Source organism: Bacteroidota bacterium (genome assembly GCA_020402865.1).
Taxonomy (GTDB): Bacteria; Bacteroidota; Bacteroidia; order Palsa-965; family Palsa-965.
Genome location: JADBYT010000010.1, coordinates 265,906 through 280,799, shown reverse-complemented (window position 1 = coordinate 280,799; position 14,894 = coordinate 265,906). Strand labels below are relative to the sequence as shown.

The 14,894-nt window shown below is 48.7% G+C and carries 13 protein-coding genes; 4 read left to right on the top strand and 9 right to left on the bottom strand.

Annotated elements, in window-relative coordinates:
* The first annotated feature begins 93 nt into the window (after positions 1-93).
* The 3 genes from gyrB to IM638_09250 all read left to right on the top strand — a co-directional run bounded on the left by gyrB (position 94) and on the right by IM638_09250 (position 4,106).
* Complete coding sequence (gene gyrB, locus IM638_09260; GenBank protein ID MCA6363215.1) at positions 94-2,055, top strand: DNA topoisomerase (ATP-hydrolyzing) subunit B; 1,962 nt, start codon at positions 94-96, stop codon at positions 2,053-2,055.
* 141 nt (positions 2,056-2,196) lie between these two features.
* Positions 2,197-3,159, top strand: a complete 963-nt coding sequence (locus IM638_09255) for an SPASM domain-containing protein (protein ID MCA6363214.1) — start codon at positions 2,197-2,199, stop codon at positions 3,157-3,159.
* Positions 3,160-3,170: 11 nt separating this feature from the next.
* Positions 3,171-4,106, top strand: coding sequence for a hypothetical protein (locus IM638_09250; protein MCA6363213.1), 936 nt, complete (start codon positions 3,171-3,173; stop codon positions 4,104-4,106).
* A 75-nt stretch (positions 4,107-4,181) separates the two neighbouring features.
* Here the strand turns inward: IM638_09250 and frr are convergent, their stop codons facing one another.
* The 8 genes from frr to kbl all read right to left on the bottom strand — a co-directional run bounded on the left by frr (position 4,182) and on the right by kbl (position 11,661).
* Complete coding sequence (frr, locus tag IM638_09245) at positions 4,182-4,745, bottom strand: ribosome recycling factor (GenBank protein MCA6363212.1); 564 nt, start codon at positions 4,743-4,745, stop codon at positions 4,182-4,184.
* Positions 4,746-4,824: 79 nt separating this feature from the next.
* Positions 4,825-5,532 (bottom strand): UMP kinase, encoded by a 708-nt coding sequence (locus tag IM638_09240; protein MCA6363211.1) that lies wholly within the window; start codon positions 5,530-5,532, stop codon positions 4,825-4,827.
* 74 nt (positions 5,533-5,606) lie between these two features.
* Positions 5,607-6,428: an elongation factor Ts gene (locus IM638_09235; protein MCA6363210.1), complete on the bottom strand. Its 822-nt coding sequence runs from the start codon at positions 6,426-6,428 to the stop codon at positions 5,607-5,609.
* A gap of 31 nt (positions 6,429-6,459) precedes the next feature.
* The gene (gene rpsB, locus IM638_09230; protein MCA6363209.1) at positions 6,460-7,356 is read right to left on the bottom strand and encodes a 30S ribosomal protein S2; all 897 of its coding nucleotides are present in this window, start codon (positions 7,354-7,356) and stop codon (positions 6,460-6,462) included.
* 35 nt (positions 7,357-7,391) lie between these two features.
* Positions 7,392-7,778 carry a 30S ribosomal protein S9 gene (gene rpsI, locus IM638_09225; GenBank protein ID MCA6363208.1) on the bottom strand — a complete coding sequence of 129 codons (387 nt, stop codon included), beginning with the start codon at positions 7,776-7,778 and terminating at the stop codon, positions 7,392-7,394.
* The gene (gene rplM, locus IM638_09220) at positions 7,778-8,242 is read right to left on the bottom strand and encodes a 50S ribosomal protein L13 (GenBank protein MCA6363207.1); all 465 of its coding nucleotides are present in this window, start codon (positions 8,240-8,242) and stop codon (positions 7,778-7,780) included. Before rplM ends, rpsI begins: the two co-directional genes overlap by 1 nt.
* Before the next feature lie 200 nt (positions 8,243-8,442).
* Positions 8,443-10,410 carry a SpoIIE family protein phosphatase gene (locus IM638_09215; GenBank protein ID MCA6363206.1) on the bottom strand — a complete coding sequence of 656 codons (1,968 nt, stop codon included), beginning with the start codon at positions 10,408-10,410 and terminating at the stop codon, positions 8,443-8,445.
* A gap of 60 nt (positions 10,411-10,470) precedes the next feature.
* On the bottom strand, positions 10,471-11,661 hold the full coding sequence (gene kbl, locus IM638_09210) for a glycine C-acetyltransferase (protein MCA6363205.1): 1,191 nt from the start codon (positions 11,659-11,661) through the stop codon (positions 10,471-10,473).
* Between the two features lie 163 nt (positions 11,662-11,824).
* Between kbl and purT the strand changes: the two genes are divergently transcribed.
* Positions 11,825-12,985, top strand: coding sequence for a formate-dependent phosphoribosylglycinamide formyltransferase (gene purT, locus IM638_09205; GenBank protein MCA6363204.1), 1,161 nt, complete (start codon positions 11,825-11,827; stop codon positions 12,983-12,985).
* A gap of 77 nt (positions 12,986-13,062) precedes the next feature.
* Here purT and IM638_09200 read toward each other — a convergent pair whose 3' ends face one another.
* Entirely contained in the window at positions 13,063-14,808 is a 1,746-nt protein-coding gene (locus IM638_09200; protein ID MCA6363203.1) for a T9SS type A sorting domain-containing protein, read from the bottom strand.
* Between the last annotated feature and the right edge of the window lie 86 nt (positions 14,809-14,894).

The following is a 14,894-nucleotide window of genomic DNA, read 5'->3' as shown; positions in this document are numbered from 1 at the left end:
ATCCCTGTTTTTAGGCTTTTTCGGCCTTTCTGAGGCTTGTTTTTTGGTATATTTGTACTAGCTCCCCCTAATGGGAAAATCCGGGGTTAAACTATGGAAGAAATCGTGAAAGAAAAACAGGCCTCAGATTACTCGGCCGACAGCATCCAGGTTCTTGAAGGTCTTGAGGCCGTGCGTAAGCGCCCGGCCATGTACATTGGTGATATCGGCGTAAAAGGTCTGCATCACCTCGTGTACGAAGTAGTTGATAATTCCATCGACGAGGCCCTTGCCGGGCATTGTAAGAATATCTTCGTAGCTATTCATTCTGATAATTCAATCTCGGTGAAAGATGACGGACGCGGCATTCCTGTAGATATGCACCTCAAGGAAAAACGTTCGGCGCTCGAAGTAGTAATGACCGTGCTTCATGCCGGGGGCAAATTCGACAAGGATTCGTATAAGGTTTCGGGTGGTTTGCACGGCGTGGGTGTGTCCTGCGTGAATGCACTCTCTGATCATCTTAAGGTAACCGTAAACCGCCAGGGTAAAATCTATCAGCAGGAATACAGCATTGGTAAGCCGCTTTATCCGGTAAAAGAAATCGGCGAAAGCAATGTGACCGGCACCGAAGTGCATTTCCACCCCGACAGCAGCATCTTTACCGTAAGCGAATACAACTACGATACGCTTGCTGCCCGTATGCGCGAACTGGCCTACCTCAACAAAGGCATCCGCATTACCCTTGAAGATCGCCGAATTACCAGCGGAGACGGTTCGCACCCCGTGGAAATGTTTTATTCCGAAGGCGGACTGCGCGAATTTGTGGCTTACCTCGATGCCAACCGCGAAAAACTCATCGAAGATGTGGTGTACATGGAAGGCGAACGCAACGGCATACCCGTGGAAGTAGCCATGCAATACAATTCGTCGTTCAGCGAAAACCTGCATTCCTACGTAAATAACATCAATACGCACGAAGGCGGTACACACGTGGCCGGATTCCGTCGCGGACTTACGCGTACACTGAAAGCCTATGCCGAAAAAGAAGGCATGCTCTCCAAACTCAAGTTTGAAGTAAACGGCGACGACTTCCGTGAAGGTCTCACCGCGGTTATTTCCGTGAAAGTGGCCGAGCCGCAGTTTGAAGGCCAGACCAAAACAAAACTCGGCAACAGCGATGTGGATGGCGCCGTGAGCGCCGCCGTAAGCGAAATGCTTACCAACTACCTCGAAGAGCATCCTAAGCAGGCGCGTATGATTGTGGACAAAGTAATTCTTGCCGCAACAGCCCGCCACGCAGCCCGCAAAGCCCGCGAAATGGTGCAGCGCAAAGGCGCACTCACCGGCGGCGGACTGCCCGGCAAACTTGCTGATTGTGCCGAAAGTGATCCGCAGAAGTGTGAACTCTTCCTCGTGGAAGGGGACTCGGCCGGCGGAACTGCCAAACAGGGGCGTAACCGTGCATTTCAGGCTATTCTTCCGCTCCGTGGTAAAATTCTCAACGTGGAGAAAGCCATGGAACACAAAATTTACGAAAACGAAGAAATCAAAAACATCTTCACTGCGCTCGGCGTTTTCCGTGGCACTGCCGAAGATGAACGCGCACTTAACATTGATAAACTTCGTTACCACAAAGTAATTATCATGTGCGATGCCGACGTGGACGGCAGCCACATTACCACACTTATTCTCACATTCTTCTTCCGCCACATGCGCGAACTTATTGAGCGCGGCTACATTTATATTGCCACGCCGCCGCTGTATCTGGTGAAAAAAGGCAAAGAAGAACGCTACTGCTGGACCGAAGAACAACGTGATGCGTTTGTGAAAGAACTGGCCGGTGAAGGCAAGGAAAGTTCAGTAAACATTCAGCGATACAAAGGTCTCGGTGAAATGAACGCCGAACAGTTGTGGTCAACCACACTCAATCCTGAGTTCCGCACGCTGCGTCAGGTTTCAATTGAAAGTGCCGCCGAAGCCGATCATATCTTCTCCATGCTGATGGGGGATGATGTTCCGCCCCGCCGCGAATTCATTGAGAAAAATGCCAAGTACGCCAAAATTGATGCGTAATTTCAAAATTACAAAGCGGCGAATCAGTAACGGTTCGCCGCTTTTTTTTGAATCGTCAAAGCTGCTCAAACTGAATTGATACCACGCACTACATGGACACGCATCTTACTGCGCAGCGTCACTCTCCGGCGGCTGTGGAATATGTCTTTGCTGTTTTTGTCGTACCATGTATCGCGGCTGTTGCGCAGGGCATGGATGCCTGCACAGCCTGCTGCAATTGCGGTTGAGCCCACCACTTCATGCAACCTCCGTTGCCCCGAATGCCCGAGCGGACTTCGCAGCTTTACACGCCCCACGGGCATGCTTGATGAAGCAATGTTCAACCGGCTTGTCGATCAGTCGGCTGCACATACAGCTTATCTCACATTCTACTTCCAGGGCGAACCGTACCTGCATCCGCGATTTACTGAAATGGTGAAGTATGCTGCATCGCGTAAAATGATTACGGTTACTTCTACCAACGCGCATTACCTAAACGATGAAAATGCCCGGAATACGGTTGCCTCAGGATTAAGCAAACTGATTATTTCGCTCGACGGTATTACGCAGGAAACTTATTCTGCTTACCGCGTGGGTGGAAAACTCAGCACGGTACTCGAAGGAGCGCGCAGGCTGCTGCGTATGCGCGAAGAAATGAAAAGCGCCACACCGTTTGTAACCTTTCAGTTTCTGGTGGTGCGGGCCAATGAGCATGAAGTGGAAGCTGCACGGCAGCTTGCGCAGGAAATCGGGGCCGACGAAATTGTATTTAAAACGGCTCAGCTCTACGACTACGAAAACGGCAACCCGCTCATGCCCGAAAACGAAAACTATTCGCGCTACGTACGCATGAGCAACGGCAAGTATAAGCTTCGCGGCAAATTGTTTAACCAGTGCTGGAAAATGTGGCATTCGTGCGTAGTAACGTGGGATGGAAAAGTAGTACCCTGCTGCTTTGACAAAGATGCTACGCATCAGCTGGGAAGTGTGCAGCAACATTCATTAAGTGAAATCTGGAAAAGCCAGCCCTACATCAATTTTCGTAAAAACATTCTTCATTCGCGCAGCAGTATTGATATTTGTGCCAACTGTTCAGAAGGCACAAAAGTGTTTGCGGCCGAATAAATTTCTACCTCATGAGTTTTGTTTTCTACATCCCTTCCCGTAAACCAATTGCTAAAGGCTGGCTATTTAAACAACTGCTTGATGAGCAGGAACATTCAAAGTTCAGTGCTCAGGTAATTGATGAAACCTTAATTGAAGAAGGCGAGAGACTTCATCGCCCGGGTGTTTCCACTCGAGGTGCAAGTATTTACCGCACTGAAACGGGCTACGAAATTTCACTCAACACACTCGCATCAACCGGCGATTGGGAACTTGCCGTAAAAGCAAGTATTATCATTGCCGAATATGCCGACAACCGGATACAGCCCGAACATCATGGCGAAATGGATGTGAAGGAGTTTAAGGCATTGTGTACAAAAGAGTGGATTGACGAGCATGCTGTGCAAGGCACTCATGCTATGCTTTACATGATTGGCGAAGGCAAGGGGCCGCTTACTTTGTTTGGTTATCGTGGCGAATATTCGGTGGGAACTAAATTGCTGGATCAGCTTCAAATCAATCAGACCAATGAAAAGGAAGCTTACCGCAAACTTGAAGCACATTTCACCGACCATCAAAATCAGCTCATCAATTACATTATACCCCTTCGCTATCAACTCGATGGTCCTGTGGGCGGTGACTCAGAGCCGATGATCTTCTGGAATCCGCTGGAAGCCAGCTATCTGTTTAATTGTACCTGGATAGTTGTGGGGTTCGATAAAGGCGATAAAACAATCTGGTTTGAAGTCAAACGCACGCGCCTCGAACAGCTTTTCCAAACCGATTCGCATTTCCGCCTCGCCGACGAAACGAATTACCTTGCCGAGCCATTTTCTTCTGAAGAATTAATTGTTCTGGAACACATCCTGCGCGGACTTGCCGAGCAAATGAAAGAAACTCCAAAGCATAGCAGGCATGAGGGAGAGCCTGATTTGAGCGTTAAAAAGCCTTGGTGGAAAGTATGGTAATGGTAAATTCAAAGTATTGAAATAATTAAAAATCCCGATCGACTGATCGGGATTTTTAATTATTGAGGGAGTTGATCACACAGTGAGAATTTCTTTCTCTTTGCTTTCGAGGTGCTTGTCAACCTTGCCAATGTAGGCATCGGTCATTTGCTGCACTTTGTTTTCGCCTTCTTTGCCCTCGTCTTCTGGCAGGCCGGCTTTGGTGAGTTTTTTGATTTCCTCATTGGCATCGCGACGTGCGTTACGCACACTTACTTTTGCATTTTCGCCTTCGGTACGTGCACGTTTCACGAGATCTTTACGGCGTTCCTCTGTCATTGGAGGAATCGAGCAGATAAGTATGCTGCCGTTGTTTGTAGGATTAAAGCCGAGATTGGCAGCCTGAATGGCTCGCATGATCGGATCAAGCATTGTTTTTTCCCAGGGTTGCACCGAAATGGTGCGCGCATCGGGTGTACTTACGTTGGCTACCTGGCCAAGCGGTGTGCTGCTGCCATAGTAATCCACATATACACCATCAAGCAAACTGGCAGAAGCACGTCCGCCACGGATGCGGCTCAGTTCGTCTTCAAGGTGCGAAAGGGAATTCTGCATGGACTCTTCCATGGCGTCGATTATCAACTGAAGATCTTCATTCATAACGATAAACTTATGGGATGTAAGTTGCTAAAATAGTGAAAAAGACGGGTGTTTGTTTTTTTGATGAATTCGCGGGTCGTTAAAACTCTACCAGTGTACCCACAGGTTCGCCCATTACCAGTTTTTTCAGGTTGCCCTGTTTGTTCATATCGAACACGATGATGGGCAGTTTATTTTCGTTGCAAAGTGTAAAGGCTGTCATGTCCATTACGCTCAGATTTTTTTCATACACCTCGTTAAACGTAATGGTGTCATATTTCACGGCGCTGGGATCCTTTTCGGGATCAGCAGTGTATATACCATCAACGCGTGTGCCTTTGAGTACAACATCGGCTTCAATTTCAATAGCACGCAACGAGCCGGCGGTGTCTGTGGTGAAATATGGATTGCCGGTGCCGGCGCCAAAAATTACCACGCGGCCTTTTTCGAGGTGACGCACGGCGCGGCGGCGGATAAACGGTTCGCAGATTTCTTTCATTTCAATGGCACTTTGCAAACGGGTAGGCACGTTGGTTTTTTCGAGTGCGGCCTGCAGCGCCATACTGTTGATTACTGTGGCAAGCATACCCATGTAATCGCCCTGCGTGCGTTCCATACCACCTTCGGCAGCTTGAATGCCCCTGAAAATATTTCCACCACCAATTACGATTGCCACCTGTATGCCGGCATCCACTACCGATTTGATTTCGGCAGCGTACCGGCTCAGTATATCGTTGTCGATTCCGAATTGTTTGCTGCCCATAAGGGCTTCGCCGCTAAGTTTGAGAAGTATGCGTTTGTATTTCATGGCTTGTGTGTATGGCTGCAAATGGTCAAAAAAAATCCCCTCTGCGCCGCAGAGGGGATTTATGTATTGGTCAATTATCCGAGGGCGATACGCTTGAATGACGTTACGGTCATTTCCTTATCGGTTTCCTGAAGATACTGACGGATGGTTTTCTTGGCGTCTTTAATGAACTCCTGATTGAGCAGGGTTGACTCTTTGTAGAATTTGTTCAGTTTGCCCTGAGCAATTTTTTCTACCATGTCTTCCGGCTTACCTTCGGCGCGTACCTGTTCGCGGGCAACTTCAAGCTCGCGTTCGAGTGTACTGCTGTCAACATCATCTTTATCTACGGCTACGGGAGCCATAGCGGCAACCTGCATGGCCACGTCGCGGGCAGCAGATTCGCTGATGTTTTTGTTGAAGGCTACGATGCAGGCGAGTTTGTTGCCGGGGTGATTGTAGGCAGTCACTTGGGCAGACTCAATTTGCTCGTAAGAAGAGAGTTCAATTTTCTCGCCGATTTTGCCAACCATTTCCACCACCTTTTCGCTGATGGGCATTCCTTCGTAGCTCAGGCTGAGCAGTGAAGCGAGATCGGCTGGCTTTTGTTCGAGAGCGATGCTTGCAAAGCTGTCAGCTACTTTTCCGAAGTCTTCGTTCTTGGCTACGAAATCCGTTTCGCAGTTGAGTACGATTACTACGCCGCGTGCACCGTTGGTTTTGGCAATAACCAAACCTTCTTTTGCATCACGGTCACTGCGGTTGGCAGCAACTTTCTGGCCTTTTTTGCGCAGAATGTCGATAGCGGCTTCGAAATCGCCGTTAGCTTCGGTCAGCGCTTTTTTGCAATCCATCATACCGGCACCGGTCATGGTGCGCAGTTTATTTACATCTGAAGCGGTGATTGTAACGCTCATGATAAGTTAAAATCGAGAAGTAAGATATTAATTAAGGACGGGCAGGACGACGCTGACCACCGGCATTACCGCTGCCACCGCGACGCTGACCACCGGCAGGTGCACCACCGGGTTTCTTAGCGCCACCGGGTCCACCTTTGCGGCGACGGTCTTCACCGTCTTCAGCACCCTGGGTGTATTTGCGGTCGTCAAATTCTTCTTCCTGATCGTCTTTTTCCTCTTCGCCTTTGTCTTTGTCGAGTTTGCGTTCTTCAACGCCTTCTGCCACAGCTTTGGTTACAATGTTGAGCAGGAGTTCGATAGAAGTGGAAGCATCATCGTTGGCGGGAATCGCGTAGTCCACGCTGTTCGGGTCGCCATTGGTATCAACGATAGCGAAGGTGGGAATGCCGAGGCGTTTTGCTTCTGCAACGGCAATGTGCTCTTTCACGATGTCCACAATGAAGAGGGCAGCGGGAAGACGGGTGAGGTCGGCAATTGAACCGAGCTGGTGCTCGAGTTTGGCGCGCTCACGCGAAAGCATGAGTTTTTCTTTCTTTGAGAGCACGTCGAAAGTACCGTCGGTGGCCATCTTGTCGATGTTAGCCATTTTGCGCACCGCTTTGCGGATGGTAGCAAAGTTGGTAAGCATACCGCCGGGCCAGCGCTCGGTTACGTAAGGCATACCGATGGCCTTTACTTTCTCGGCAACGATGTCTTTCGCCTGCTTTTTGGTAGCTACGAAAAGCACTTTTTTGCCTGAGCGTGCAATTTGTTTGAGGGCGTTGGCGGTTTCTTCAACCTTCACAACGGTTTTATTCAGGTCAATGATATGTATGCCGTTCTTCTCGGTGAAGATAAACGGCGCCATTGCCGGGTTCCACTTGCGCTTGAGGTGGCCGAAATGGGCACCTGCCTGCAGCAATTCGTTGAAAGTGGTTCTTGACATTTGTTCCTATATATACTGTGAGAAAACGGATCGGATTAACGCTTGCTGAACTGGAAGCGACGACGGGCTTTTTTCTGACCGAATTTTTTACGCTCCACCATGCGGGGGTCGCGGGTCATCAGGCCTTCTGCACGAAGTGCGGGCTTCACGGTTTCGTCAAGCTCAACCAGGGCACGGGCAATAGCCAGGCGAACTGCTTCTGCCTGACCGGTAACGCCACCGCCATCAACATTTACCGTAATGTCGAACTGGCCAACATTATTGGTAATGGTGAGGGCCTGCTGAACTTTAATTTGCAGGACTTCGGTGGGGAAGTATTGTTTGAAATCGCGGCCGTTTACGGTAATAGAACCGTTACCGCGCTGCAGGTAAACTCGTGCAACAGCTGTTTTGCGGCGGCCGAGGGTGTTTGTAACTTCCATTATGCGCGTTCCTTAATGGTTGAAAGATCAATTTTCTTTGGGTTCTGCGCTTCCTGCTTGTGGTCAGGGCCAGCGTAGATGAATACGTTTCGACGGAGGCGATCACCGAGGCGGGTTTTAGGCAACATCCGGCCGATAGCAAGCTCCAGCACACGCTCAGGATGCTTCGCGAAAAGCTCCTGCGGTGTTGTGAAGCGCTGCCCGCCGGGGTAGCCGGTGTACCTGGTGTACACCTTGTCTTCGGTTTTATTGCCCGTGAAGCGTACCTTGTCAGCATTAATGATGACAACATTGTCGCCGCAGTCCACGTGCGGAGTGAACGAGGGTTTGTGTTTGCCTCGGATCAGGTATGCTACCTTCGATGCGAGACGACCCACCGTTTCATTTTCTGCGTCCACCAGCAGCCATTCCTTCTTTACGTCGGCCGGCTTGGTAGAGATGGTTTTGTAAGAGATCGTATTCACTTGACCTTCAGTTGTATAGTTCTACAAAGTGTAGTCCTTTCCCATTATTGGGGCTGCGAAGATAAGCACATTTTCTATCCCGGCAAACTTATCCACAAAGAAATTGTGGAAAAAGTTGGTTTCTCCCTGCCTGTGAAATCAGGCCATGCAGAAACAGATGTAAATTAATCTTTCTGTAAATCAATTAATTATCCTTTATATCACCAAAATCTTATTCCCATCACCAAAATATCGTCCACCTGCTCATGATTTCCCTGCCATTTTTCCAATTCCTTCATTAATTCTACTTCCTGAAGGTGCATTGCCAGCGAAGAATACTTTATTAATACCTCCCTGAATTGTTTGTACTTGAATTTTTTACCCGATGGTCCGCCAAACTGGTCGGCAATGCCATCGGTAAAGGTGTAAACCATTGCTTGCGGTTCGAGTGTAATATGATGCTGGGTGAATGGTTTCATTTCGAGATGGTAGCCCACGGGCTGCTTGTCGGGCATGTACTCTTTCAGCTCTCCATTCGTAATAATATACAAACTGTTGTTGGCTGCCGCATAAGTCAGTTCCCGCGTATCTTTTCTGTAGCGGTAAAGCACCATGTCCATGCCGTCTTTCGATTCGTTGCTTTCGCCGGTTTGCCGGAGTGCTGTGATTACACGGCTGCGAAGCTGGTTAAGCACTTCTGCCGGTTCAATGATGCCTTTGTCGGAAATTATTTCAGTAAGTAGCAGCGAGCCCAGCATGCTCATAAAGCCGCCGGGCACACCATGCCCCGTACAGTCAACCGTGGCAATAAATATGCAGCCGTCGCGTTCGGCCAGCCAGTAAAAATCGCCGCTTACAATGTCTTTTGGTTTGAGCATGACAAAGCCCGAATGCAGGAACTGCTCAAAATCCTTTGCACGAGGCCACAACGCACTTTGAATGCGCTGGGCATAGTTGATGCTGTCTGTTATGCTTTTGTTTTTTTCTTCAATGGTGGCGTTCTGAAGTTCTAACCGGGTCTTTTGTTCTTCAAGCAGCTGATTGCTTTTCTGCTTGAGCTTGTTCCGGTTAAACAATACACCCAGAAACAACAGTAAAAGCAAACAGCCTGCCAGCGCCAGCCAAAGAAAAATACGTTGCGATGATTTTTGCTGATTAAGCATGGCAATGGCCTGCTCCTTTTCTGTCAGCTTATACATCGCCTCCATGTTTTGCTGATGCTGAAGTACACGTTCACTTTGCAGCGAATCCTTTATTGCAGTTGCTTTTTTTGTGTAAATCAACGCCTGCTTCCAATCGCCCTTCTGTTCGTACATCCGCGCTAGTGCCTCGTAAATCTCCTGAAACTTGCCCGGCATTTTCAGCTTGTCATACGTATCCAGCGAAAGCTGATAATGAAACTCGGCCGAATCATACTGGCTGAGATCCGTAAACATCTGCCCGTAGTCGATATGAATAAGTGCAATCTCATAGTTGTTGTCCGTAGTGTCAACCGTGTAAAGTGCTCTTTTCATCAGTGCAATGGCTTTTGCACTGTTTTTTTTGCGGGCCTCACAACGTGCCAGCCCCGAAAGCGATGCACCGATGCGCAGCGGAATACGCAGCTTTTCTGAAATTTCAAGAGCCTCATTCAGATAGCTGGCCGCATTGTCAATGCTGTCGAACTCAAACTGCAGGTTGCCCATATTGGCCAACGACACCGCCAGGCCGTTCATGTTATCCAGTTGCCTGTATATAGCAATTGATTTATTGAGGTAGATCAGGCGCAATGAATCATTGCGCTGTACAGAATACACGTTGGCAATGTTCATGTAGCTGGTTGCCATTGCACGTGTCATCTTCAACGAGTCGGCAATTTTCAGGCTGCTGAAGTGCGCATCCAGCGCACCGTTCATATCGCCCATGTCGAGCGCGATAGCGCCAAGTGTATTGTAGGCCCGCACAACGCCTGGCTGAAATTTCAGTTTCCGGGCGAGTTCCAGTGATTGCGTGACATAGAGCCTGCCAGCAGCCAAGTCATCGTAGCTTGTGTCCCAGGCCACGTCATTGAGCCAGTTTACCTTGTTGGTGTCTTCTATCGCCGTTTGCAGACTTTTCATGGCACTGCGCAGCCGGGCTTTATCCTGAGCAAACAGCGAAACAGGAAGAAGACCCAATACGAGCAACAAAAAAAGCGAGGCTTTTTTCATACGTGGAAAGATACACAACCGCCAACAAAAATACAGGGCTGTGTGCTGGGCAATATCAGTTTACTTGATTACGCCCAGTTCGCGCCCCACTTTTTCAAAGGCTGCAATGGCTTTGTCGAGGTGCTCCTTTTCATGCGCTGCAGAAAGCTGTACGCGGATGCGCGCCTGCCCCTTGGCTACCACCGGGTAGAAGAAACCAATTACATAAATTCCTTCTTCCAGCAAACGATCCGCAAACTGCTGCGAGAGTTTTGCATCATACAACATCACCGGAACAATAGCCGATTCACCGTCTTTAAACTCAAGACCAATTTTACGAATACCTTCTTTAAAATAATTCACATTCCACTCCAGCTTATCGCGCAATGCTGTAGTTTCACTGAGCATGTCAAACACCGCAATGGATGCACCAATAATTGCAGGAGCAAGTGCATTTGAAAAAAGATACGGACGTGAACGCTGGCGAAGGAGTTCAATAATTTCCTTTTTCCCGGTAGTGAAACCGCCCATCGCACCGCCAAGTGCTTTGCCCAATGTGCCGGTAATAATATCAACTCTCCCCATCACATTACGTTGCTCAATTGTGCCGCGTCCTGTTTTGCCAATAAATCCCGTGGCATGGCATTCATCAACCATTACCAGCGCATTGTATTTTTCTGCCAGGTCGCAAATTTTATCAAGCGGTGCCACAAAGCCGTCCATTGAGAACACACCGTCGGTAACAATGATCCTGTGACGCTGGGCCTGCGCTTTTTTCAGCTGCTCTTCCAGATCGGCCATGTCGCAGTTTTTATAGCGATAACGCTGTGCCTTGCAAAGGCGAACACCGTCGATAATGGAGGCGTGGTTCAGCTCATCAGAAATAATTGCGTCTTCTTCGCCAAACAGGGGCTCAAACACACCGCCATTGGCATCAAATGCGGCCGCATAAAGAATGGTATCCTCGGTGCCGAGAAAGGAAGCAATTTTGGCTTCCAGTGTTTTGTGAATATCCTGTGTACCGCAAATAAAACGTACAGACGACATGCCGAAGCCGTGCGAATCGAGTGCTTTGTGTGCTGCTTCAAGCACTTTCGGATGCGAAGAAAGGCCGAGATAGTTGTTGGCGCAGAAAATAATCACATCCTTGCCATTTACTTTTACCACAGCATCCTGCGGGGTGGTAATAACACGTTCGCGTTTGAAAAGGCCCGCTTCCTGAATGTTGGCGAGTTCCTGACTAAGTTGCTGGTGAAAGGCGGATGTGTACATGTGCGTAAATTTTAGGGAACGAAAATAACGGTAACGGAGGGAATAAAAAACTATTTGTGCAACGGTCTCTCCCGTCAATTTTGAAAAGCAGGTAAAAAGCACATTATTTTAATGCGTATCTCTTTTCAATACCCTACTTTCGCAATCCATTTATTTTTACACAATGCAGAAAAAGATTTTACTTCTCGGCTCCGGCGAATTGGGCAAAGAGTTTGTGATCGCCGCACAACGCCTGGGGCAATATGTAATTGCTGTTGATTCTTACGACAATGCGCCTGCGCAGCAGGTGGCGCAAGCCCGCGAGGTAATTAATATGCTCGACGGCAATGCGCTTGATGCCATTGTATCTAAGCACAAGCCTGATATTATCGTTCCCGAAATCGAAGCTATACGCACCGAACGTTTTTACGACTACGAAAGCAAAGGCATTCAGGTTGTGCCCAGTGCACGCGCGGCAAACTACACCATGAACCGCAAAGCCATACGCGATCTTGCTGCGCAGGAGCTTGGCCTGCGTACTGCTAAATACGCCTATGCCACCACGCTCGACTCTTTCCGTGCGGCCATTGATGCAATTGGATTACCCTGTGTGGTGAAACCACTCATGTCGTCGTCGGGCAAAGGACAAAGTGTGGTGCGTACCGAAGCCGATATCGAGAAGTCATGGAACTATGCCATGGCCGGTTCGCGTGGCGATCTTAACGAAGTGATTGTAGAAGAATTTATCCGCTTCGATACGGAGATTACACTCCTTACTGTGACACAGCAAAACGGCGGTGTACTTTTTTGCCCGCCCATCGGCCACCGTCAGGAGCGCGGCGATTATCAGGAAAGCTGGATGCCTCATCCGATGAGTGAAGCACATCTTGCCGAAGCGCAGGAAATGGCCGCCAAAGTTACACGCGCACTTACCGGCGCAGGCATCTGGGGTGTAGAGTTCTTCCTCACTGAAAAAGGCGTGTATTTCTCTGAACTCTCTCCCCGCCCGCACGATACAGGTATGGTTACGCTTGCCAACACGCTTCCGCTTAATGAGTTTGAACTCCACCTGCGTGCTGTGCTCGGATTACCTATCCCCGAAATTACCCTCGAACGTGCCGGTGCCAGTGCCGTAATTCTTGCCGACCGCGAAGCCGCTCCGGTGATAAACGGCATTGCCGATGTGCTGTCAATGCATTCTTGCGATGTACGCATTTTTGGTAAACCTGTGATGCGGCCCTATCGTCGCATGGGGGTAGCATTGAGTTGGGGTAATGCCTCTGTTGATGTAAAAGAGCTTGTGGAGCAGGCTAAACTTGCCGCAACCAAAATTTCACTCCACTAATTCTGAAATTTGAAAATACAAAAAGAGCCTCCGCACTATTCTGCGGAGGCTCTTTTGTGTGTGGTTAAAGAATACAGTTAGTGTTTCACAACCGCTTCTTTTACCGTTCTGCCATTGGCCGAAATTACAGTTACATGGTACATGCCTTCGGCAAGAATGGCGGTGTTGATGGGAGTGGTTTGCGATGTAGGCGTAATATTAAGTACTTCCTGTCCAAGCAGGTTTGTAATGATGATGCGCTCAGCGACATAATTTGGAGTGGTGATTTGGATTGCATCATTGGCCGGGTTGGGGAAGAAGGTAAACGGAGCGGCCTGCACATCATTCAAGCCTGCCGGCAAATTGGGGTCAATCATAACCGTTGCGGATTGTGCATTCAGCGGAATATGCGTGAAGTTGTGGTCAACGGCAAACACATCAGAGAATGATACTTCAAGTGTGGTTACGTTGCCCACATTGTAGGCTGTGCGCAGCGAGAAAGAGCCTAAGTAAACAGCACCGCTGATCGGAACATGTGTAGTGCGTACCATGCCCACATCATTACGACCCGCCGAAGGGAATTGCTTATCCATACCCAGCATGTTCACATTGCGTGTGCCAAGTGCATTGCCTGTAAACAGCATTTGTGAGCTGCCGCCATGTACCAGGTACGGATTAAAGTTGAGTTTGAATGCAATGCCGTAAAGATCATTCACCGGCAAGGCTGCTGAACCGGCATACACGTCGAATGTGACAATGTTGCCTTCGCCAATGATGTTTACTGAGGGCACAAGCGTGAGACCGGGCAGGTTGGTCACATTAATGTTGGGGTCGGGAGCAGGCAAACGCAACGGGTGTGTCTGGCCGTAGTTCAGACTGATTGCAAGTGTGTCATTCAGATCTACAATGCCATCGCCGTTACAATCGCTGTGTTTGTAGTTTGCGCCCAGCGGGAAGTTTGTGCTCCAGTCGGCTGAGGGCTGCGCCACCCAGGTATTTGATGCTGATGCACGTGTGGTGCCTGTAGCATTGTAAGCAATACCAAGGCTGAGTAAGTCCACATTGTTTGCCTGCAAATCATAGTCGCAATCGCCTGGCCAAACATTCGCCAGTAATGTGCCTAAACATGATACATCAACATAGGTATAGGCATAGTGCCCGCCCAGCGCACAATCTGAATTGATAAATTCTACAGTCACATTCTGCCCTACATAAGCCGTAAGATCAACACTGATATTTGTCCAGCGACGGTATTTGAGAAAACCGTTCGGGGTGGTAATGAAAGGTACATTGGGTTGAGCAGAATAAAATGTGTCTGTTCCTGTGGCAATAATAGCCATCGACGAATCATACATATTCACCATGAAGTAGGGCTGCTCATCAGGCAAATGTTGCGGATCTTCCATCACACAGGCGAACTGGTAAGTGAAGATGTAATTTGTGGCAGTTACAGTAAAACTGTAGGAAAGCTTTTCGTTTTCGGCATTTACATTGTTGTTGCCAAGACGCAAAGTAACGCTGCCTCCTCCCGGAGCAAGTGAAGTCATTTGTGTATCCGGTTGATTGGTGGCCGGATCTATCACCATGGAGTCAATGAAGTTTGTGGTGATAAGCGTGTGCCGGGCTCCGATATCGCTGACAGCAGCATTCAGACCATTGCTGATAAGCCCTGGAACCCAAATAACCGGTGAACTAAGTGTACCCCAGTTATCGCCGGTGGCGGCACTCCAGTTTGTAAAAGTAGTGTCTTCAAAATCCCGGTTACCACAAGTGCTTTGTGTAAATCCATCTACAGCTATGGTTGACATTGCTGTGAGCAATAAAGCGCGTATTATATGTTTCATGTGAGTGGATATTGGTTGACATGAAATTAGTAAGTGTCAACCATACCATGTATCGCAGAACCCCAAACTTTAGTAATAAATAGTAG

Excerpts from the sequence above, each read along its gene's own strand:
- gyrB (MCA6363215.1), top strand. The coding sequence starts at position 94 with ATGGAAGAAATCGTGAAAGAAAAACAGGCCTCAGATTACTCGGCCGAC.
- IM638_09255 (MCA6363214.1), top strand. The coding sequence starts at position 2,197 with ATGTCTTTGCTGTTTTTGTCGTACCATGTATCGCGGCTGTTGCGCAGG.
- IM638_09250 (MCA6363213.1), top strand. The coding sequence starts at position 3,171 with ATGAGTTTTGTTTTCTACATCCCTTCCCGTAAACCAATTGCTAAAGGC.
- frr (MCA6363212.1), bottom strand. The coding sequence starts at position 4,745 with ATGAATGAAGATCTTCAGTTGATAATCGACGCCATGGAAGAGTCCATG.
- IM638_09240 (MCA6363211.1), bottom strand. The coding sequence starts at position 5,532 with ATGAAATACAAACGCATACTTCTCAAACTTAGCGGCGAAGCCCTTATG.
- IM638_09235 (MCA6363210.1), bottom strand. The coding sequence starts at position 6,428 with ATGAGCGTTACAATCACCGCTTCAGATGTAAATAAACTGCGCACCATG.
- rpsB (MCA6363209.1), bottom strand. The coding sequence starts at position 7,356 with ATGTCAAGAACCACTTTCAACGAATTGCTGCAGGCAGGTGCCCATTTC.
- rpsI (MCA6363208.1), bottom strand. The coding sequence starts at position 7,778 with ATGGAAGTTACAAACACCCTCGGCCGCCGCAAAACAGCTGTTGCACGA.
- IM638_09215 (MCA6363206.1), bottom strand. The coding sequence starts at position 10,410 with ATGAAAAAAGCCTCGCTTTTTTTGTTGCTCGTATTGGGTCTTCTTCCT.
- kbl (MCA6363205.1), bottom strand. The coding sequence starts at position 11,661 with ATGTACACATCCGCCTTTCACCAGCAACTTAGTCAGGAACTCGCCAAC.
- purT (MCA6363204.1), top strand. The coding sequence starts at position 11,825 with ATGCAGAAAAAGATTTTACTTCTCGGCTCCGGCGAATTGGGCAAAGAG.
- IM638_09200 (MCA6363203.1), bottom strand. The coding sequence starts at position 14,808 with ATGAAACATATAATACGCGCTTTATTGCTCACAGCAATGTCAACCATA.